Below are 20,195 nucleotides of genomic sequence, written 5' to 3'. Positions count from 1 at the left end.
ACTCTCTTTCAACGAGTGCTAATTGTATAAACAAAATTACCAAACTCAAATTAAAATGTCAATTATAACTCACCGAGAAACGCTTGAAATACTTCATTGCCTAACAATTTTCCTTTTCTTGTTAAACGTATCCCCTTGTCATCATTTACAATGAGGCCTTTTTCTTCTAAATCTTCAAGAACAGTGGAAAAAAGTGCTTCTGGTGCAGCACCATATTTGGCTTGGAAATCAGCGCTTTTTACCCCTTCGATTTTTCGAAGACCTAAAAACATTTCTTCTTCTATTTGCTCTGCTTTTGTGACATGGTGTGTTTCCTTATACGGGAACCCTGTTTGGTCAATCAGCTCCAAATAATGTTTCACCGGCCCTGCGTTCACATTTCGGATGCCATCTACATACCCGTGTGCGCCTGCACCAAAACCGAAGTAATCTTCATTGCTCCAATAGGTCAGGTTATGCTGGCTTTCAAAGCCAGGTTTGGCGTAATTGCTAATCTCGTACTGCTTTAATCCATGGCGCTCCATTTCATCCATCACAAGCTCATACATTTCAGCCTCACGTTCTTGCGGCGGTAAATGAAGTTTTCCTTTTTGCATTAAGTTGTAAAAAACGGTTTTCGGCTCGACGATGAGTGAGTAAACCGAATAATGCTCTGCCCCCAGCGAGAAAGCCGTCTCAAGTGAATTCATCACATGATGCTTTTCTTGATGCGGCAAGCCAAACATGAGATCCAGGCTAATATTGTCAAATCCAACCGCTCTAGCTCGCTCAAAGGATGTAAGGACATCCTTCTTTTGATGAACTCGTCCGATTTTCTTGAGCAAATCGTCTTCAAAGGTTTGAACGCCAAAGCTCAGCCGATTCACGCCGGCTGCTTTAAGCACATGCAGTTTCTCAAGCGATAATTCATCTGGGTTTGCTTCTACTGCAAATTCAATCAGGTTTTTTGTCGGCTTTAGTACGCGGTGAATGCTGTTCATGAGCTGGTTTAGCTGGCTGACAGTCAGTGATGTCGGGGTTCCCCCGCCAATAAAAATCGTCTTTAGTTCCTGCTCGCCTTTTTGCTCAATCGTGTACTGCATCTCTGTCTCTAGAGCCGCTAAGTATTCGTCGACTGGCTGCGTTTTAATGAAAAATTTATTGAAATCGCAATAGTGGCAAATATGCTCACAAAATGGAATGTGAATGTATGCTGCTTTCATTTGATGACACCTTCTTTACAGGTAAAGAGCCGCAGTTTATCGCTGCGGCGCCTTTGTTTGTTATCGACTATAAACGTCAAGGCAGACATTGTAAAGCAGGTAGCCTTGAGGATGTTATTTTTTCGGTGTGCTGTCGTCCATCTTCAGCACGGCCATAAATGCTTCTTGCGGGACTTCAACAGAGCCCACTTGCTTCATGCGCTTTTTCCCTTCTTTTTGCTTCTCAAGAAGCTTTCTTTTCCGGGAAATGTCTCCACCATAACATTTAGCAAGTACGTTTTTACGCATCGCTTTAATGGTGGAACGAGCAACGATTTTTTGACCGATTGCTGCTTGAACTGGCACTTCAAAGTGCTGGCGTGGAATCAGTTCTTTTAGCTTTTCTACGATGATCTTGCCTCGTTCATATGCATAATCGCGGTGAACAATAAAGGAAAGGGCATCGATTTTTTCGCCATTCAGCATGATATCCATCTTCACCAGCGTCGAAGGACGATAGCCAATCAACTCATAATCAAAGGACGCATAGCCTTTTGTGTTGGACTTTAGTTGATCAAAGAATTCGTATACGATCTCTGCCAAAGGAATTTCGTACACAATGCTCACGCGGTTCGCATCAAGATACTGCATATCAATGAAATTCCCGCGCTTTCCTTGGCAAAGCTCCATCACAGAGCCTACATAATCATTCGGCACCATCATTGTTGCTTTTACATATGGTTCTTCAATTCGCTCAATCTTTTGTGGATCAGGCAGATTGGACGGGTTATCTACGACGATTTTTTCTCCATCTGTCATATATACATCATAAATAACACTTGGCGCTGTCGTAATCAGATCAATTTTAAATTCACGTTCAATCCGTTCTTGGATGATTTCCATATGAAGCATTCCAAGGAAGCCGCAGCGGAAACCGAAGCCAAGTGCTTGGGATGTCTCTGCCTCATATTGAAGTGAAGAATCATTTAATTCAAGCTTTTCTAACGCTTCACGTAAGTCATTGTATTTCGCTGTATCAATCGGATAAAGTCCGCAGTATACCATTGGATTTAGCTTTCTGTATCCTGGAAGTGCTTCTTTCGCAGGGTTTTCCGCGCTTGTGATCGTATCCCCTACACGTGTATCACCGACATTTTTAATCGCAGCGGTTAAGTAGCCAACATCTCCAACGGTGAGTTCGTCTGTTGGCATGGCTTTTGGTGTAAAAACGCCAACTTCAAGTACTTCAAATTCTTTCCCCGTCGCCATCATTTTAATTTTCTGACCAGGTCTGACGGTTCCTTCGACAATTCGTATGTACGCAATAACGCCGCGATACGCATCGTAAAGAGAATCAAAAATAAGGGCTTGAAGTGGTGCTTCTGGATCTCCAGCGGGAGCCGGCACCTTTTCAACGATTTGTTCTAAAATATCCTCGATTCCAATACCCGCCTTAGCAGAGGTGAGAACAGCTTCAGACGCATCCAACCCGATGACATCTTCAATTTCTTCTCTTACACGCTCAGGCTCTGCACTTGGCAGATCGATTTTGTTGATAATCGGAAGAATTTCTAAGTTGTTATCAAGAGCTAAATAAACGTTCGCAAGTGTCTGTGCTTCAATTCCTTGTGCTGCATCTACTACAAGAATCGCACCCTCACAGGCAGCTAGGCTTCGAGATACCTCATAGGTGAAGTCGACATGCCCTGGTGTATCAATCAGGTGCATGATATATTCTTCTCCATCCTTCGCCTTATACTTCAGCTGGACAGAGTTTAATTTAATCGTTATGCCGCGTTCACGCTCTAAATCCATGGAATCAAGCAATTGTTCTTTCATTTCCCGTTGAGTAATCGCCGCTGTTTTTTCCAAAATACGGTCCGCCAATGTGGATTTCCCATGGTCAATATGGGCGATAATGGAGAAATTTCGAATTCTTGATTGCCGCTCTAATCGTTTTTCTTTATCTGTCACAATCTATCACTCCTACTATAAAACGCGGGTTGCGCTAGGTTAGATTATATCAATAGGGCTGTAAAGATTCAATCGAAATCAAGAAAAGCCGCTTATCGGTCAGCGGCTTTGATCAAAAGGGGAGATCTCATGAAATTCGTTTATTTCCCATTCACCCAGTCATAAAGAGAACGGGCTGCATGTGTCATGCCATCAGACAGGGCTTTTCCTGCCTTGGAAAAGGCATTAAAGCCCTCTATTTCCTCCAGCTGTTTTTGTTTTTCGGCAAGATCCTTTTCAGTAACAGCCGTTCCTAAGATAGAAGCTTCCTTCTCTTCGTTGTCGTTCATTTGAATGGAGAAAGCTCCTTTTAATTGCGGATCATGGTAGCCCTTCATTTGCAGCATGCCATTATTCGCTTGCTGCATTCCTAAAAAGACACCAAACAGCAAGACCAATCCTAAAATAATGGTTTTTCCAATAAATGAGCCCATACCCGTCACCACCTTAAGAGCGTTTTTTCTCATCCTTTGCTTTGCCGTCCACCTTTTCCGCGTCCCAGAAAATGTCGCTGAATACATCAGCTGCCGCATTGGATGCATTTCTTAATTCTTCCATATTATTATCTACTCCACCAAATTCTAAAAGAAGGGCTTTGTCGGATAAATCTTGATTATAGATTCCATTATCGCCAATTTCTCCTTTGGCAAACACACCGACACTAAGACCTTTATATTTTTTCTCCATCAAATGGTGGAACTCTGTCGCAAGCTTTAAGTTTTTCTCATAGCTTTGATTCTTCTTCCCAACAACAAACGCAATTCTCGCATATTTCTTCCCTTTGATTTCGACAGTCGTATCTTTCTTTCTTCTTGAGTCCCGGTGAATATCAATTAAATAATCGAGGTCATCATTTTTCGCTAAGGCTTCTTTCACGACCAATCTTGATTCATTATAAGACTGCGGATACTTTAATCCTTTTTTCACCAGTCTTTTTTCAATTTCCGTTTTGTCGACTGTATTGCCGATTCCTTGCTGATCAAGCGCCTTTCCAAACATGTCGCCGACAAGGGTGACATTCACTTTTGAGTGCCGTGCATTATTTGGATTCGTTTCTCCTTTTAAAAATGGTAAATATGATTCCGTATTATGTGTGTGATAAATGTACACAGCTTTTCGTTTTCCTGTTGACCGGTCCGGTTCTTTGGCAGGCTTTTTCGGCGTATCATCATCGAGCTTGTCCAGCTCAGCCAAATTTGCTTCTTTTTCATCTTGGATCACTTCACTAGGCGGCGGCGATTCCATTGGCATATTGGTATAGTCTGTTCCTTCACCCGCTAAGATGATTTTTGTATCAAAATGTTCAAAGCCTGGGAGCTCTCTTCCTAGGAAACTGCGCGGGTCTTCTAAATTAATACTGGTTGCAAGCTTCAGTGACAGCCCAGAGAAATGAAATCCTTTTTGATCTTCTGGAACTGCTGAGGCGAAATATTGGTTTTCCATGCCCATTAATGTGGCAAAAAATGCGCCAGAGAGCTCATCTGCTACACCATATAACGAGGCTTGCGGCCTCAGCTCGGGTTTTAAAGAGGTCAAAGCCCCTGACATCACAAACACCACAACAAGAGAGGCAATAAATAAGAAGATGCTTTTTACTACTTTCGTTCCATTAATCGCAACGACCAACTGTCGAGGACGGCGGGGTCTTTTTTTCATGATTTACTCCCTCCAGCACGCTTTCTAGTAATTACACTATGAGCGAGCTAGAGAAAGTAGAACCGATTAATGATTATATGAACCCATATTATCTTGAGTGATTTTTTGATGAAGCGCTGTGTTTAATCCGTTGGCAAGTACGTTTGCCATATCATCAATGAATGTATCGACTTCCTTAGGCGTGACCATTAAATTTTGGCCCAGGGGCGCAAGCACTTCGTGGATCAGCTGCCTTTTTTCTTCTTCAGGAAGGGTTCCTACGATGCCTAAGAATGATTGACGCGTTTCTTCATCTGGCAAGTCTTCTTCGTTAAGTACTTTTTTCTTCCCGAATGTCAAACCAGCCGGCACAAGAGAGCGAGATGGTCTATCATCTTTTAGTTCTCTACCAAAATGCTTTAAGACATAATCAATTGTGTCACTTGCAATGGTTACTGCATCCACCACTGTCGGAACGCCAATCGCAATCACTGGAATTCCCAATGTTTCTTTGCTTAATTCTTTTCGCTTATTCCCTACACCAGAACCGGGATGGATGCCTGTATCAGAAATTTGAATGGTTGTATTCACTCGTTCCACCGCACGAGCAGCAAGGGCATCGACCGCAATGACAAAATCAGGCTTAGATCGCTCAATCACGCCTTGGATAATGTCACTTGTTTCAATACCGGTCAGTCCCATCACCCCTGGAGACAAAGAAGAAACTGGGCGATAGCCTTCCTGAACATTTTCCGGCTGCAATTCAAAGAGATGGCGGGTTACAAGCAGATTTTCAACCGTGAGAGGACCTAATGCATCTGGCGTGACATTCCAGTTTCCCAGCCCTACTACAAGGCAGCTCGCATCAGCCTGAATGCCTCTGTCTTTTAAAAACTGAGCAAAATGATGGGCAAAGACTTCGACGACTTTTTCTTGCATCTCAGAGTCTTTCTCCCGAATGCCTTGTGCCTCAAACGTCAAGTATGTCCCTGCCTTTTTGCCGGTCAGCTCCTCCCCTTCTTTCGTGATTTCCACAGTACGTATGCGGATGCCTTGCTCTTCTTTTTCCTTTTCGACAATCCCTTGGATCCCGTCTTTTTTGACGACATTCGGATCGTTCTCTTGTTCTAGTATCTCTTTTGTTTCAACAGCGAGGTCTGTCCGGATTTGATAAACGCTTAAATCGAGTTTTTGTTTCTCCATAAAAAGACTCCTTCCACCAAGTAATTAACAGTAGTCTTTCCATCTCTTGAAAGAAACATTCGAGCACGTCATCAATGAAAAATACTTTACATTTATATTGCATTCTAAAGGTGTGTTTGATAGAATACAATTTGTTCTATTGTGAAGATTTAACCTTAAGACAATTGTGTTTAGGTTGTATCTTAGGAGGTGAAACACATGCCAAATATTAAATCAGCGATCAAACGTACAAAAACGAATAACGAACGCCGTGCACATAACGTAACAATCAAGTCTGCGATGCGTACTGCGATTAAACAAGTTGAAGTTTCTGTAGCTAACAACGATGCTGAGCAAGCAAAAGCTGCTCTTGCTTCTGCTGCAAAACGCATTGACAAAGCCGTTAAAACTGGTCTTGTACACAAAAACGCAGCTGCGCGTTACAAATCAAGACTTGCTAAACAAGTAAACGGACTTTCTGCATAATGCTTGCAACGCCTCAGTGATGAGGCACCTGTTTAACTGTACGTCCGTCCTGAGCGGCATAGCCTTAAGGACAGACTGGCAATTATACATCTAAACAAAAACGACCCTCTTTTTAGAAGGTCGTTTTTTTATGTTCAAGCGCCTAACAAACGAAGCAGGAACAATTCTAACAACAGCTGCTTGTCCTTTTTACCCGTTTTCATTTCATAATCAATCGTTGAAAGCTCTTTGACGATCTGCTTGAGCTCATCTTCTGAAAACAGTCTTGCCTGATCCATCGCAAGTTTGACCCGAAATGGATGGACTTTTAGATTTGAAGCAATTTGTTTTTGTCCATAGCCTTGCTGAGCGAAGTACTTCGTCTGCAAAATCAATCGAAATTGAGTTGAAATGAGTGCTAATATTTTAATGGGTTCCTCATTTTGCTTCAGCAGATCATAAAACATCTGCATGGCCTCAGAGCGGCGTCTGTTTACAATTTGATTAATCAGCTCGAAAATATTTTGCTCTAAGCTTCTTGCAACGAGCTGATTGACATCCGCTAACTCAATTTCTTCCCGCTCTCCAATATATGTACTTAGCTTCCGAACCTCTTGGAATAGAGAGGAGAGACTTCCGCCGCATAGCATCACAAGCTGCTCAGCCGCTTCAGATGTAATCGTCTTTCCTTCTGTCTTCACCAGTGTGATGGTGAAATCAATTGTTTCTTTTGGGTTTAACTCTTTCGCCTCAACGACAGCAGCTTTCTTTTTTAGCAATTTGGTGATTTTTTTACGCTCATCCAGCTTTTCATATGGTGCCAATAACACGAGAATGGTATAGGGCGCTGGCTTTTCTAAATAAGCTTCTAATACAGAAAGCTCATGCTCAATCTTTTCCTTTTTCTTTTCAGCTGTAAGAAAATAAGGATTCTTGATCACGACGAGACGTCTTTCTCCCATAAACGGAAATGTTTCTGCATCCGTTACAGCCTGTTCAAGCGGTACTTCTTCCATATCGAAGACGGAGTAATTAAAATCCTTCGTTTCTTCCTCTACTACAGCTTGTCTCAATTTAGCAGCGGTTTCTTGCAGTAAATATGTTTCTTTCCCATATAAGCAATAAACGGGATGGATATCCCCTCGTTTTAAATTGTTCCATACATCAAAGACCATCAATTGAATCCCTCTCTTTCACTTCCTCCTCTATCCTAAAGTGTGTGAAGACATTAGTAAAGAGGAAGCTGAAAGTGCCGCCTCCTCATTTATAGTAAACGTCCGGCGCAAGCTCCCGGGTCAGCCTGCTGTCAGACGATATTCATAAAATGATCATAAAATGGAAAACGGTTACTTTACCTTCTAGCAATTCCAAATGAGTTCAAGTATACTAAAATTAGCCAGGAGGGATGAAAATGAATGAATTTGAAAAAAATGTTCAAAGCAAGCGGAATGATGTGACCGACTCAGCCGTTGGTTTTATCGTCACATTCGGATTTTTCGCCTCAATGTTTATTTTGGCAACCATTATACACCTCGTTGGATCTTAACTTCATGAAGGTTACATGACTGCCGTTTTGGCAGTTTTTTTATTGAGTTTGTAAGATATCATATGGAGGGTGAGTGTAAAACGTTCCTTGCTCATCGAGAAATTCATACGTCACGCTCCCGTCGGTATCTGTACGATACACCTTCATTTGCTGGTCCTTTAATTTTTTCAAAACTTCCTGATGTGGATGCTGATAACGATTGCGTTCACCTGCTGAAATGAGTGCATGTGAGGGCTTGAGATGCTGAAGCCATTCTTCGCTTGTTGACCCTTTACTCCCGTGATGTCCAACCTTTAGGATATCTGCCCGCAGATGAGGAAAGGCTTCTATAATGTCTCGCTCCCCTTCTTGTTCAAGATCTCCAGTGAGCATAAACTGCTTCCCGCCTAGAGTAAATGTCAAAACGAGTGAATCATTATTCTTAGTTGTTACCCGATCACGCGATGGATGAAGGACCTTAAATATTTGCTCTCCAATCTGAAGCTGATCTCCTCTCTCTAATTCATCAATCATGATCCCTTGATCAGCTGCTTCTTTTAACAGCTCCGCATCCTCTGGACTCCGTGCAAAGCCTTTTGGAATAGCCAGCCGCTTTATTTTATTTCGTTTGATTAAACGAGCTGCTTCTCCCATATGGTCTTGATCCGCATGTGTAAGAATAAGAACATCTAGTTTCGCTATACCTTTAGAGTGCAGAAACGGGATCAGCGTTTGATCACCGATCGTAGACACTTTACGTCTTTTTTTCCACGGTTCTTCTTCAAAAGAAAGTCTGCCTCCTGTATCCACAAGCAAGTGCCCTTTTCGATAGGGCAGCTGAATAAACAAACTATCCCCCTGTCCTACATCCAGCATCGTCACTTCCCCTTTTTCGAAAAAATTCGGGGTGAAATAGTGTGCACTCAAGACACCAATAAGAAAAAGGATCGGTAGTGCATAGGATTTCACAGAAGTTTTGCACTCCATCACAAATAACAGAACAATTAAGGCGCTCACCTCAAGAAGAATATGCCACCAAGCAGACTTCATAAAAATCAAGTTGAATTCATCAAAAACAGCCATATAGGCTGACAATTGATGGCTAAGCTGAATCACCGAATCAAGCAACTGAAACAATGTTTGTCCAAGCGGAAGATAAATGGTAGTGAGAATAAAAAAGAGTAAGGATAGCGGCATAACGACCGTCGTATATAAAGGAACAAATATCATGTTCAAAGGTACGCTCAGTAAAGAGAATTGATGAAAATGATATAAAAGAACAGGAAGTGAAGCAAGCTGTGCAATAAAGGAAATCATGAATAATTGCATGACTGAACTTTTTGCTTTTGATAAAATCCTAGTCGATAACAAAATAAAAAACGTGACCGCGAATGAAAGCTGAAATCCGATATCAAATAAATAAAGAGGATGAATCGCTAATAAGAGTAAAAACGTTGCACTTAATACCACAGCAGAAGGCTGTTTCATTTCTTTTGGCAGACTAGTCATCACTAAATAGATTCCTGCCATGAGGCAAGCTCTTAAAACAGATGGTGCAGCACCTGTCAAACAAGCATAAATAGGAAGAAAGCATAATAGAAGAATACGTGCTGTCTCTCTTGTCACGCCCGCACGAAGGAGACACCAAAATAAACATGCAAGAAGCGTTTGCACATGCAATCCTGAGATCGCTAGTAAATGAATAATCCCAAGCATTTGATAATCTCTTAATGTGTCAGGGTCTATCAACTCACGATCGCCAAAAATAAGTGCCTGCACAATGCCAACAGAGTGTTTAGGCACATGATCTTCTAAAAATTTCAAACCCTTTTGCCTTATCACTTGAAGATAATAGGAAGAACTGTCTTTTTTTGTACAGTTTTTGATCGACTGTGGCAGAAAAATGGCGTCAATGCCTTTTGATTTTAAAAATTGATCGTATTGAAACCCGTTAGGAATGGTTGCGTGCTTTGCTGGACGAACATCACCTGTCATATGACAGCTCATACCAGGTTCTACCTCTTTTAATGCCTCTTTTTCACGCTCTGTTTGAATTGTATAAAAAGTGGCTAGTTGTTCATGGTCTGTTGAAACAGTCGCTGAAAAACGATTGCCATCTGTTTTCGGAATACTTTCAATCACAACGGAACCAGATAGGAATTTTTCTAGTACGGGTTGATCCATTTCAAGAGACTCATGAATCATAAAAATGAGTATATAGACAGCACCGCATAGGCTGACCATTAAAAAGAGCTGAGGCATTTTTTTCAGTAGGCTGAGAAGTAATATGATGAGAAGAAAGAGAAGGAAATACATATGAAGATGATATGCAGCCAGAGCAATTCCAACAGCTGCTGAAATTGCCCCAAACGGCAAATATTTAAACATAGGATGTAAATAATTGATTCGCCTTCTCATGCATATCGCGAATTTCTGTTTCGCTAAGTCCTGATTCACTCAGCTTCCCAATTAAATCTGCAACAAAGGCCAATTTTTCTTGATTTTTTAAGTCGATGATCATTTCATCTAATTCAACTTGCTCTGTTTGAACACCCGCCTGCTCGAATAAATCAATGGCATATGGATGATTTTTATAATCCTTTGCATAGTATACTGTTCGTATGCCCGCTTGAATGATGGCTTTACAGCACTGTAAACAAGGAAAATGTGTGACATATATTTCAGCATCAGCTGTAGGTGCACCAAATTTGGCACATTGTAAAATAGCATTCATTTCCGCATGGATGGTGCGAACACAGTGATGATCAATGACATAGCACCCTACATCCGCACAATGAACATCACCGGCAATGGAGCCATTGTACCCCCCTGCAATGATGCGCTTGTCCCTTACGATGGTCGCCCCAACAGCTAACCGCTCACAGGTGCTTCGTAAAGCAAGCAAATGGCTTTGTGCCATAAAATATTGATTCCATGAAATTCTTTCCACGAGCTGATCCCTCCAGAATGATGGTTGATATTAAGTGTACATGCCTTTCTTCTCTAACGTCAATTCTACTTCACGGTCAATTGACTTTTCAGCCGTTCAATCGTCTTTTCCCCAAAACCTGAAATGTTCCGCAAGTCTTCAATTTGTTGAAATTCTCCGTGTTCCTCTCTATACGTAATGATAGCTTCGGCTTTAGCTGGTCCTATGCCGTTAATGGTTTGCAATTCGGCTGCATCGGCCTGATTGACATTCACACCCTCACTCTTTTCAACGCCCGTTGATGCGTCAGCTGATACTGTTTGCGTCTCTCTTTCCGCTTCCCCCTGCTTCCGAACATAAATCATCATACTATCCTCTAATTTAGCTGCTTGGTTGATTTCAATCGAGTCTGCTTTGCTGGTAAAGCCTCCTGCCCTTTGAATCGCTTCCTCTACCCGAGCATCAGATTGAAACGTATAAACACCTGGCTTCCTTACAGCTCCTTTGACCTCTACAAAAATCGTCGATGGCTCTTTTTCTGTCTTTTCTTGTTTGTCTTCTAATGTGACTTGTATGTCTTTATTTTCCTTCAATACACTTGGCTCTCTGCTGCCCTCTCCTCTTCCAGTGAAAAAGAAGAAACTGAAGATGATCACGACTATGAGTCCAGCGGCGATATAAAGACTGTATTTTTTTAATGAAATGAATCGTTTCACTTACTCACGCTTCTTTCAATCATATTTTCCTACTGCTCAACATACTGTTTAGAAGATAACAGATCCTATGCGTCTAAGGAGGGAGAACGTTTGAATATAGGGTTAATCGGTACAGGAAACATGGGTACCATACTTACTGAGGCATTTATTGAATCAAAGGCAGTCAATCCCTCATCGATCACCATTACAAACCGAACCATTGAAAAAGCGTTCAATATAAAAAAGAACCATCCAGAGCTTGAAGTAACGAAACAGCTTTCAGGGGCTGTCACGAATAAAGATTTCATTTTTGTTTGTGTCAAACCACTTGATATTTATCCACTTTTAAAAGAGCTGAGCCCTCTTTTAACGGAGCAGCAAACCATTGTCATAATTACAAGTCCGGTTCATCCTGAACAGCTTCAGGATATCGTTCCTTGTCAAACAGCCAGGCTGATTCCAAGCATTACAAACCGCGCTTTATCAGGCGCATCACTTTTAACTTTTGGTTCATCATGCAGTGCCGCGACGAAAACTGCGTTAAGACAGTTAGCTTCGTGCATTTCAACACCTATCGAGATCCATCATTCGATTACAAGAGCGGCTTCCGATATTGTCAGCTGCGGACCTGCTTTTATCAGTTTTCTCGTTCAGAAAATGATTGAAGCAGCCGTAGAAGAAACGGATATTTCTAAAGAAGAAGCCACCACCTTATCAGAGGATATGCTTGTTGGTCTTGGCCGTTTGATTGAAAAAAGAGTCTATACCCTTCCGACACTGCAAGACAAAGTATGTGTGAAAGGCGGCGTCACTGGTGAAGGCATTAAAGCACTTGAAGCAGGTGTGCAAGATATGTTTCACCGTCTCTTTCAAAACACCCATAAAAAATTCGATGAAGATCTAGAAGCAGTTGCGCATCAATATCCGCCATGTGTGTTCACTGATGATCGCAGAAATTAATCATCTTTGCAATAAGCGAAAAAAGGGTTTTAAAAAACCATCGTTCTATTAAACGATGGTTTTTGGTTTCTTAGCTGAGATGAAATATCTTTCGGCGAATTCACCGGGGGCTTCATTTGTAAAATCAGCAGTCACTTCTATTTGTTCAAAGCCAGCGGACTCAAGGAACGCTGCATATGTTTCAAATGGAAATGTGCGCTGTTCATGTGTCTCATCATAACGCTGATACATGTCTCCGTCTTTTACAAAAAAGCTTAAATCATGTATGACCGAATACACGTCATCCCCTTTATCACTCTGCCAAATATAGCTGATCTCTTCATCTTGATCTGCATAAGTCGAACCCGGGAATACCTCTTCCATTTTATAAGGCGTATGAACATCAAAAAGTAAAACCCCATCTGCCTCTAAAAGCTGAAACATGTTTTTAAAGGTTTTTTTGACGTCATTTTCGTTTTTTAAGTAATTCAAGGAATCACAGCAAATAACGGCTGCCTGGAAGGCTTGTTCAAAGCCCGTAACCTCTCTCATATCTTGATGTAAAAATTGAATCGACTGCTTTTTCGCCTGCGCTTTTTGCTGCGCAAAGGCCAGCATTTCTTCACTGAGGTCAATTCCTGTGACCTTGTGGCCCTTTTCAGCTAATCGAAGAGAAATCTCTCCAGTTCCACAGCCTACATCGATGATGGCAGCATTCGGCTTCATATACTGCTGGATCCACTGAACCCATTCATCATAAGGTGCATGTGTCATGAGCTCGTCATACACACCTGCAAACCCTTGATAAATCATGAGTTAATGCCAAGTGAAAGGGTTTCTCTCGGCGCATCTCCCCATAGCTTTTCTAGATTGTAGTATCCTCTTTCTTCTTTGTGGAACACATGGGCAATGACATCACCTAGGTCAATCAATACCCATCTTGCTTCATCAAAGCCTTCCATCTTCTTCACTTCGATTCCGCTTTCCTCTGCAAGATGTTTTACTTCTCTTGCAATGGCTTGCACTTGTTTATCAGAATTCCCGTGACAAATGAGAAAATAATCTGCAACAAGTGAGATTCCTTGCATATTAAGGGCAATAATATCCTCAGCCCGTTTATCATCGCATGCTCCTGCTGCGACGTTTAAAATTGATGATGAATCCATCCAAAATTCCTCCTTAGTTGTTCTTATGCACAAGCGAGTTGTAAGTAGCAAGCGTATCTGGAAAGACTGGCTGATTCTTTTTCATTAGAAAACTGATGGTGTTTTTTAATGATTGGATCAGTGCACGATCTAGATCATGTTCTGCTAACTCCCTTACTTCTTCGACACCAGGGAAATGACGTCCTGGTTCAATATAATCTGCGACATAAATGACTTTTTCAAGTAAGGTCATGTCTGGTCTGCCGGAAGTATGAAATTCAATAGCTGTTAACACATCTTGATCGTCAATTCCAGCTTCTTTTTTGACCAAATAGGCACCAACCGGGGCGTGCCAAAGCTCGGGCGAATATTCAAGCAATAAAGGGTTCATCTGTTCTTTTTGGATAATCCCCTTCATTTCTTCTTTTGGCCTAAATTTCGCATAATCATGAAAAATAGCGGCGATCTCTGCTTTTTTCACATCTGCACCGAACCGTTCCGCTAATGAAATGGCTGTCTCCATGACTCCGAGTGTATGTGTATATCTATGCTCTGTTAACTGCTCTTTGACACAGTTCAATGCTTCTTCACGATTCATATAAATGATGCTCCTTTATATAACGCTCAACAGCTTTCGGAATCAAATAATCGACAGGGTTCCCCTGCTCTATTCGCTGCCTAATCAATGTCGATGATACATCAAAAGCTGGAACATCTGCAAATAAAAGAGGATATCCCGTACTTCCAACGTAACCCGGCCTTTTCATCCCAATAAAGGTGATCATTTGAAGCAAATCATCGATCCGGTGCCATTTTGGCAAATACTCGACCATGTCCGCTCCTATCATAAAAAAGAACTGATCTTCTGGATGACGCTTCTTTAACAGATCGACTGTATCTACCGTATAAGACGGACCCTCCCGCTCCATTTCAATGAGCTCGAGCCGAAAATATGGATTTGATTGAATCGCCGCCTCCACCATTTTTATCCGGTGATGACTATCTGCTCGTTTCCGTCCAGTTTTATGAGGAGGCATATGGTTTGGGATAAACCAAATTTCATCAAGCCCCACTTGAATCCGCACTTCACTTGCCATCAGCAAATGCCCGTTATGGGGAGGATCAAACGTACCCCCGAACAACCCTATTTTTTTCATATCGTATCCACCTTTACGGCAGCTTAATTTGTTTATTTTCCTTAGATTCTTTGTAAAGGACAATCACATTTCCGATCGTTTGAACGAGTTCAGCCTTTGCACCTTTTACAAGTGCTTTCGCAACTTCCGTTTTGTCCTCGTCGCAATTTTGCAATACGCTGACCTTTAACAGTTCTCTTGCTTCAAGCGCCTCGGAAATTTGCTTGACCATATTGTCATTTACCCCGCCTTTTCCAACTTGAAAAATAGGTGATAAATGATGTGCTTGTGCACGTAAAAAACGTTTTTGCTTACCTTTTAACATGGTGTTCCTCCTAATTTCTCTATGACAATTGACTTCATTTTTCCGGCGTCAGGCGTAATGCCTGTCCACAGTTCAAAGGCTCTTACTGCTTGTCCAACAAACATGCCAACCCCATCCACTGTTTTCAAGCCTAAACCTGCTGCTTCACTGAGCAGTTTTGTTTCTATTGGATTATACACAATATCACAAACGACCGCTGTTTTTTTTGCGTTCGCTAAAGAAATCGGGGTTTCTTCAACATTCGGATACATGCCGATCGAGGTCGTATGGATAATGACATCATATTCCCCAAGCCGCTCTTCTGCTGCATTTAATGTGATTGCTTGAGATGTGATTTTTCCCTCTGCACTTTCAATTAAAGCTTCAGCTTTTTCAATGGTGCGGTTCGTAATATCAAAGCTCTTCGGTGCATACTGAGCAATTGTCGTATAAATCGCTCTTGCCGCTCCGCCAGCACCAATCAAGAGAAATGACAGCTCTGATAACGGCTGATCCAAGGCTTCAAGCAATGAATGAAGAAAGCCTTCTCCATCTGTATTGTACCCAACGAGCTGATCCCCTTCGAGCCGCACCGTATTGACGGCACCGAGGCGTTCAGCTGTCACATCAATTTTGTCAAGGTACTTCATGATTTCTACCTTGTGCGGAACAGTGACGTTAATGCCGCTGATTCCTAACGCCTTCATGCCGCTAATCGCATCTTTCAGGTCATCATTTTCTACTTGAAAGCCATGATAATGTCCATCAATTCCAGCGTCCTTTAGTGCTGCATTATGAATATCCGGAGACATTGAGTGGCCAACAGGGTTACCGATTACTCCGTATAAAGGTTTCAAGGTCTCTCCCCCTTTGAACATTTAAATTAACGAACGTCTCATAAACACATGAACGCCTTTTGGCGCATAAACTTTGATTTGCTTGCCCGCATCATTTGCAGTAACCCAGCCTAAACCTGAAAAGACGATGTCCATTTTTGGCTGATCAATGGTAAAGGTATGCGGAACGAGCGGCGGGAAATTTTCCATTCCCTCTTTTGATGGCGGTGACAGCAGTTCCCCTGCATGTTTTTCATATAAATCATCTGCGTTCTCCAGCTTTGTACGGTGAATGTTCAGCTCATTTGGCATATAGCAGACAAATGATGTTCTGCCGCCTTTTACGTAATCAAATCGAGCCAGTCCGCCAAAATAAAGCGTTTGTGCTTCATTTAATTGGAACGTTCTCGGTTTCAATTCTTTTTTCGGCGTTAAAATCTTCAAGTCATTTTTGCTGACATAGTGCGCCATTTGATGTCGGTTGATGATGCCCGGCGTATCGAATAAAGCAGACCCGTCATCAAGCGGGATTTCAATCGCATCAAGTGTAGTACCTGGATATTGGGATGTAGTAATGACGTTCTCTTCGCCAGATACTTCTTTGATGATTCGATTGATAAATGTTGATTTTCCAACATTCGTACAGCCGACGACATAGACATTTCTTCCCTCGCGGTAATGATCGATCGCTTCCATCACCTCAGGCACACCCTGGCCTCTGCTTGCACTGATCAAGAAAACATCGATAGGGTTTAATCCGTTTTCCTTTGCTTCCCGTTTCATCCAATGAATCAGACGATCTTTTTTCACGGATTTCGGTAAAATATCCACTTTGTTGCCGACAAGTAAAATCGGATTACCGCCGACAATACGGCTCAGCCCGTTGATCCAGCTTCCGTTAAAGTCAAAAATATCAACGACCTTCACAATGAGAGAATCTGTCTCTCCAATGCTGTGCAATATATTTAAAAAGTCGTCTTCTGTTAAAGAAACATCTTGAATCTCATTGTAGTTCTTTAACCTAAAACAGCGCTGACAGATCACATCTTCTTTCAATAGAGATGCTGCCGGCGCATATCCTAATTGATCTTTATCTTCCGTCTGAATGGCTACACCGCAGCCAATACAAACAACCTTTTCCATTATTACTCTTCCTCCCACTGAATGTGGCCCTTACGCTTTAAGGCTCCTAAAATTCTGCGTTCAATCTGCCTGTTAAACTTTGTGAAAAATCCGTCCGAGGCAGCAACAGGAACGACCAAAATCGTATGGAAGCCATGACGATTCCCGCCAAGAACATCTGTCATGAGCTGATCCCCAATGACAACCACATCTTCTTTTTTCAACTGCATATCAGCGACTGCCTTATTAAAGGCTCTTCCCATAGGCTTTCTCGCTTTATAAATAAACGGGATATGAACCGGTTCAGAAAAAAGCTTGACCCTTTTTTCATTATTGTTCGATACAATCGTCACTTGTATCCCGTGATCTTTCATTTCTTGAAACCATTCAATTAAGCGCGGTGTCGCACTTGGACGGTCCCATTCTACTAGTGTGTTATCTAGATCGGTAATAATTCCTTTTACATTTCGTTCTTTTAATTTTTGCGGTGAAATGTGGAAAATACTTTTCACAAATTCATCCGGTAAGAAATACTTCTTTAGCACAATTTGCACCCTTTCTTCCATTGGTTTTCAGCGATTGTGTCGAATCAAATCACAATTTGTCTGTCTATCGAATACAATGAAAAAGTTTTCGACATATGACGAGGACCTTCAACAGGTGTGGATAATTTTACACACATTATCCACCTATATTTCATCACGCTTTCATTCAATTATAAACACTCTACCCACAAGTTATCCACTTAACCATGTGGATAACAGAACGATTGTTCTTGTTTCCCATTCATGGTAGATTAAAGGTACTTCAAAGACAGTCGATCAACCTATGATGATATGTCTTTTCCTCAAATTTTATGCCAACTTTTTCAGGGGAGGTGTTTTTCCCATCATATGGGTTTCTAGTATGAAAAAGCTGTCAGATGATTTACTTATAGAATCGTATTATAAAGCAAATGAAATGAACTTAAATCGCGACTTCATTGAATTAATTGAGACAGAAATGAAAAGACGTTCGCTCGGGCATATGCTCTCTGTTTCCTCTTAATTCCATATCACAGGAACCATGCCTCCCGAGCACTCTCCTTTTTTAAACTCAGGTGACTGATATTATATCACTTGCGCTATAGGCTTACTACTATTTTCCGTAAAAAACACCCCTTCTGATGAAAGAAGAGGTGTCTTAATTGCAAGGCTGTTCATTCCAAAACCATAACCCTCCGCCTACGACTAAAATGACCACAAGGAACACAACAAGAAAAGCGTAACCGATTCCTGCTCCTTGTGCTGGATAAGGCGAACACGCAGGGTAAGGATAAGGACATCCCCACATATCAGTTACCTCCTTCTAGGAAGATATACTGTTAGACTATGCTGGATGGATGGTCTTGTTTAGGCAGATGGCCATCATTTAAAAATGTTTGATGACATCACGCTCTTTGATTTCGTTATAAATAATTCTCGCCCCTTTTGGTGTCATATGATTGCCAGAAGGGTCGATCAAGCCAGACTGAATCAGGGCATGATCACTATCTTCTCCAGCTTCTCGGATGAAAGCTTTCCAGTTGTCGACAAGCGGCACCTGCTCATCCTTCGCTACTTCTCTTGTGATGTCATTATAAGAGTTTTGCCAAGCTCTTGCCCCGCCTCTCCCGGCAAAATAAGATGACTTATATCTGGAGTAATAATACAAGCCCTTTTTCCCGCCTTCTACAACAGGCACACAGGTCATGAGAATCGGGGTAATGCCTTCTTTTCTACTTTCAGAAATGAAGTAGGTTAAATTTTCTTTAAACCGTTTTTTCGTCACTCGGGGATGTTTCCCGTCTAAAATCGCCGCATCATTCGTACCGAACATGATGAGGACGTAAGTTGGCTTCTGTTTTAAAATATCCTGCTCAAAGCGAAGTTTCGCGTCTTCAGTCGTCTGCCCGCCAATGCCTGCATTCTTCACTTGAATTTGGCCGCGCTCGACGTTTTTCATGAGATTCACCCATTTTTCAGATGTTGGATAATCTCGAAAGTCCCAGTTTGATCCTCTTGTATTGCTGTCACCAAATGCAATGACGCTTTCTTGTACTGGCTTTGAGCACCCAGCAGCAACACATAATAGGATGAAAAGGAAAACATATTTCTTCACAACATTCACCTCCAAAAGCCCTCTTCATATAGTAAACGACAAGACTTTTGGTTTCAATGAATGAATGTTTTTGACGAATGCTGTCTATTGCAGCTGAACAGGCATATATGCTTTATCATGGTGCAGCAGTTCACTTACTTTTACAAATTCATAGCCCCTCTTCTTCAACTCAGGAATCACTTGTTTCAATGCTTCTACCGTTTGCTTGCGATTTCCTCCGCCATCATGTAAAAGGATGATATCGCCGCCTTGAATATGATCAATGATTCGGCTTGCAATTTTACGTGCGCCTGGTCTTGACCAGTCCTTCGGATCTTGCGTAAAGGACCACATGACCACATCGTACCCTTGCTTTGATAGAATGCGGAATGATTTCATTGTTAAGCGTCCACCAGGAGGACGAAATAATAAGGGACCGCCAGGCTGGAGTGAAGCGATATGAGCCGCTGATTCTTTTAATTCCCGCTTGATCTCCTTTGACGACAAAAGGTCAAAATACGTATGATTCATCGTATGATTGCCGAGTTCATTTCCTTCGTCCACAATCCGTTCTGCGATCATTGGATATGTATGAATTCGGCTCCCTATCACAAAAAAGCTTGCATTCACTTGATGCTCCTTCAGTACATCCAATATTTGATTTGTATACACTGGATGAGGTCCATCATCAAAGGTGATCGCAATCTTTTTCCGTTCCGCTCTCACATCCCAAAAGGCACGTCCCGTTTTTTCAAGATCCACTCGTTTTAATGTACGTGCCTCTATTTTATTAGGAATAATAGCACATAGCAGCCATATACACATCAAGATATGCAGCCCTCTCATTCGACCGCCTCCTCCACCGAACATCATTACCGATAAATTGCCCGCTTTCTCATCAATTCATGCTCATATCCGCTTTTTTTTCAAATAAAAAAAGCCGGCCATATTGGCCCGCTCTTTGTTTCAC

24 protein-coding genes are annotated in these 20,195 nt (G+C 41.8%); 4 read left to right on the top strand and 20 right to left on the bottom strand.

Annotated features, from left to right (window positions below; all coding sequences use genetic code 11):
* Positions 1 to 62: 62 nt before the first annotated feature.
* The 5 genes from hemW to gpr form a co-directional block, all read right to left on the bottom strand.
* Complete coding sequence (gene hemW / locus AAZR19_RS05455) at positions 63 to 1,202, bottom strand: radical SAM family heme chaperone HemW (protein ID WP_076840448.1); 1,140 nt, start codon at positions 1,200 to 1,202, stop codon at positions 63 to 65.
* 114 nt (positions 1,203 to 1,316) lie between these two features.
* Positions 1,317 to 3,155: a translation elongation factor 4 gene (lepA, locus tag AAZR19_RS05450; protein ID WP_024423038.1), complete on the bottom strand. Its 1,839-nt coding sequence runs from the start codon at positions 3,153 to 3,155 to the stop codon at positions 1,317 to 1,319.
* 140 nt (positions 3,156 to 3,295) lie between these two features.
* The gene (locus AAZR19_RS05445; RefSeq protein WP_024423039.1) at positions 3,296 to 3,628 is read right to left on the bottom strand and encodes a YqxA family protein; all 333 of its coding nucleotides are present in this window, start codon (positions 3,626 to 3,628) and stop codon (positions 3,296 to 3,298) included.
* Positions 3,629 to 3,641: 13 nt separating this feature from the next.
* Positions 3,642 to 4,850 (bottom strand): stage II sporulation protein P, encoded by a 1,209-nt coding sequence (locus tag AAZR19_RS05440; protein ID WP_025092944.1) that lies wholly within the window; start codon positions 4,848 to 4,850, stop codon positions 3,642 to 3,644.
* A 66-nt stretch (positions 4,851 to 4,916) separates the two neighbouring features.
* Positions 4,917 to 6,032 carry a GPR endopeptidase gene (gene gpr, locus AAZR19_RS05435; RefSeq protein ID WP_024423041.1) on the bottom strand — a complete coding sequence of 372 codons (1,116 nt, stop codon included), beginning with the start codon at positions 6,030 to 6,032 and terminating at the stop codon, positions 4,917 to 4,919.
* Positions 6,033 to 6,230: 198 nt separating this feature from the next.
* On the opposite strand from gpr, the gene rpsT reads away from it, so the two are divergent.
* Complete coding sequence (rpsT, locus tag AAZR19_RS05430) at positions 6,231 to 6,497, top strand: 30S ribosomal protein S20 (protein ID WP_024423042.1); 267 nt, start codon at positions 6,231 to 6,233, stop codon at positions 6,495 to 6,497.
* 134 nt (positions 6,498 to 6,631) lie between these two features.
* On the opposite strand, the gene holA is transcribed toward rpsT, so the two are convergent.
* Positions 6,632 to 7,651 carry a DNA polymerase III subunit delta gene (gene holA, locus AAZR19_RS05425; protein ID WP_041106935.1) on the bottom strand — a complete coding sequence of 340 codons (1,020 nt, stop codon included), beginning with the start codon at positions 7,649 to 7,651 and terminating at the stop codon, positions 6,632 to 6,634.
* Between the two features lie 236 nt (positions 7,652 to 7,887).
* Here holA and AAZR19_RS05420 point away from each other — a divergent pair, with 236 nt between their 5' ends.
* Positions 7,888 to 8,022, top strand: a complete 135-nt coding sequence (locus AAZR19_RS05420; protein WP_012010638.1) for a YqzM family protein — start codon at positions 7,888 to 7,890, stop codon at positions 8,020 to 8,022.
* A 39-nt stretch (positions 8,023 to 8,061) separates the two neighbouring features.
* Here AAZR19_RS05420 and AAZR19_RS05415 read toward each other — a convergent pair whose 3' ends face one another.
* The 3 genes from AAZR19_RS05415 to AAZR19_RS05405 form a co-directional block, all read right to left on the bottom strand.
* Positions 8,062 to 10,389 carry a DNA internalization-related competence protein ComEC/Rec2 gene (locus tag AAZR19_RS05415; RefSeq protein WP_434702596.1) on the bottom strand — a complete coding sequence of 776 codons (2,328 nt, stop codon included), beginning with the start codon at positions 10,387 to 10,389 and terminating at the stop codon, positions 8,062 to 8,064.
* Complete coding sequence (locus tag AAZR19_RS05410; RefSeq protein WP_024423045.1) at positions 10,382 to 10,951, bottom strand: ComE operon protein 2; 570 nt, start codon at positions 10,949 to 10,951, stop codon at positions 10,382 to 10,384. Before AAZR19_RS05410 ends, AAZR19_RS05415 begins: the two co-directional genes overlap by 8 nt.
* 65 nt (positions 10,952 to 11,016) lie before the next feature.
* Complete coding sequence (locus tag AAZR19_RS05405; RefSeq protein ID WP_434702523.1) at positions 11,017 to 11,646, bottom strand: helix-hairpin-helix domain-containing protein; 630 nt, start codon at positions 11,644 to 11,646, stop codon at positions 11,017 to 11,019.
* 90 nt (positions 11,647 to 11,736) lie between these two features.
* On the opposite strand from AAZR19_RS05405, the gene comER reads away from it, so the two are divergent.
* The gene (comER, locus tag AAZR19_RS05400) at positions 11,737 to 12,585 is read left to right on the top strand and encodes a late competence protein ComER (RefSeq protein ID WP_434702522.1); all 849 of its coding nucleotides are present in this window, start codon (positions 11,737 to 11,739) and stop codon (positions 12,583 to 12,585) included.
* Between the two features lie 48 nt (positions 12,586 to 12,633).
* Here comER and AAZR19_RS05395 read toward each other — a convergent pair whose 3' ends face one another.
* The 8 genes from AAZR19_RS05395 to AAZR19_RS05360 are packed head-to-tail and all read right to left on the bottom strand — an operon-like array spanning position 12,634 to position 17,652.
* The gene (locus AAZR19_RS05395) at positions 12,634 to 13,377 is read right to left on the bottom strand and encodes a class I SAM-dependent DNA methyltransferase (RefSeq protein ID WP_434702520.1); all 744 of its coding nucleotides are present in this window, start codon (positions 13,375 to 13,377) and stop codon (positions 12,634 to 12,636) included.
* Positions 13,374 to 13,730 (bottom strand): ribosome silencing factor, encoded by a 357-nt coding sequence (gene rsfS, locus AAZR19_RS05390; RefSeq protein ID WP_003217467.1) that lies wholly within the window; start codon positions 13,728 to 13,730, stop codon positions 13,374 to 13,376. The genes AAZR19_RS05395 and rsfS overlap by 4 nt, the downstream gene beginning before the upstream one ends.
* Positions 13,731 to 13,743: 13 nt before the next feature.
* On the bottom strand, positions 13,744 to 14,307 hold the full coding sequence (yqeK, locus tag AAZR19_RS05385; RefSeq protein ID WP_034280084.1) for a bis(5'-nucleosyl)-tetraphosphatase (symmetrical) YqeK: 564 nt from the start codon (positions 14,305 to 14,307) through the stop codon (positions 13,744 to 13,746).
* Entirely contained in the window at positions 14,297 to 14,866 is a 570-nt protein-coding gene (locus AAZR19_RS05380; protein WP_197203007.1) for a nicotinate-nucleotide adenylyltransferase, read from the bottom strand. The genes yqeK and AAZR19_RS05380 overlap by 11 nt, the downstream gene beginning before the upstream one ends.
* 13 nt (positions 14,867 to 14,879) lie before the next feature.
* The gene (gene yhbY, locus AAZR19_RS05375) at positions 14,880 to 15,170 is read right to left on the bottom strand and encodes a ribosome assembly RNA-binding protein YhbY (RefSeq protein WP_008342507.1); all 291 of its coding nucleotides are present in this window, start codon (positions 15,168 to 15,170) and stop codon (positions 14,880 to 14,882) included.
* Complete coding sequence (aroE, locus tag AAZR19_RS05370; protein ID WP_076840442.1) at positions 15,164 to 16,006, bottom strand: shikimate dehydrogenase; 843 nt, start codon at positions 16,004 to 16,006, stop codon at positions 15,164 to 15,166. The genes yhbY and aroE overlap by 7 nt, the downstream gene beginning before the upstream one ends.
* 21 nt (positions 16,007 to 16,027) lie before the next feature.
* Positions 16,028 to 17,128 carry a ribosome biogenesis GTPase YqeH gene (gene yqeH / locus AAZR19_RS05365; RefSeq protein ID WP_197203006.1) on the bottom strand — a complete coding sequence of 367 codons (1,101 nt, stop codon included), beginning with the start codon at positions 17,126 to 17,128 and terminating at the stop codon, positions 16,028 to 16,030.
* 2 nt (positions 17,129 to 17,130) lie between these two features.
* Positions 17,131 to 17,652 carry a YqeG family HAD IIIA-type phosphatase gene (locus tag AAZR19_RS05360; RefSeq protein ID WP_008356191.1) on the bottom strand — a complete coding sequence of 174 codons (522 nt, stop codon included), beginning with the start codon at positions 17,650 to 17,652 and terminating at the stop codon, positions 17,131 to 17,133.
* A gap of 361 nt (positions 17,653 to 18,013) precedes the next feature.
* Between AAZR19_RS05360 and AAZR19_RS05355 the strand changes: the two genes are divergently transcribed.
* Positions 18,014 to 18,154 carry a sporulation histidine kinase inhibitor Sda gene (locus AAZR19_RS05355; RefSeq protein ID WP_003217327.1) on the top strand — a complete coding sequence of 47 codons (141 nt, stop codon included), beginning with the start codon at positions 18,014 to 18,016 and terminating at the stop codon, positions 18,152 to 18,154.
* Positions 18,155 to 18,289: 135 nt separating this feature from the next.
* Here the strand turns inward: AAZR19_RS05355 and AAZR19_RS05350 are convergent, their stop codons facing one another.
* From AAZR19_RS05350 to AAZR19_RS05340, 3 genes are all read right to left on the bottom strand, one after another.
* Entirely contained in the window at positions 18,290 to 18,439 is a 150-nt protein-coding gene (locus AAZR19_RS05350) for a hypothetical protein (RefSeq protein WP_162842499.1), read from the bottom strand.
* Positions 18,440 to 18,517: 78 nt separating this feature from the next.
* A complete protein-coding gene (locus AAZR19_RS05345) occupies positions 18,518 to 19,246 on the bottom strand; it encodes an SGNH/GDSL hydrolase family protein (RefSeq protein ID WP_024423053.1) in 729 nt (242 codons plus the stop codon).
* A gap of 84 nt (positions 19,247 to 19,330) precedes the next feature.
* Positions 19,331 to 20,071, bottom strand: coding sequence for a polysaccharide deacetylase family protein (locus tag AAZR19_RS05340; RefSeq protein WP_076840440.1), 741 nt, complete (start codon positions 20,069 to 20,071; stop codon positions 19,331 to 19,333).
* Positions 20,072 to 20,195: the final 124 nt, after the last annotated feature.

This window comes from Bacillus sp. Je.9.29.b, from assembly GCF_051129925.1.
GTDB lineage: Bacteria > Bacillota > Bacilli > Bacillales > Bacillaceae > Bacillus > Bacillus safensis.
The sequence above is the reverse complement of the archived record's forward strand: the minus strand, read 5'-3'. Positions and strand labels throughout refer to the sequence as shown.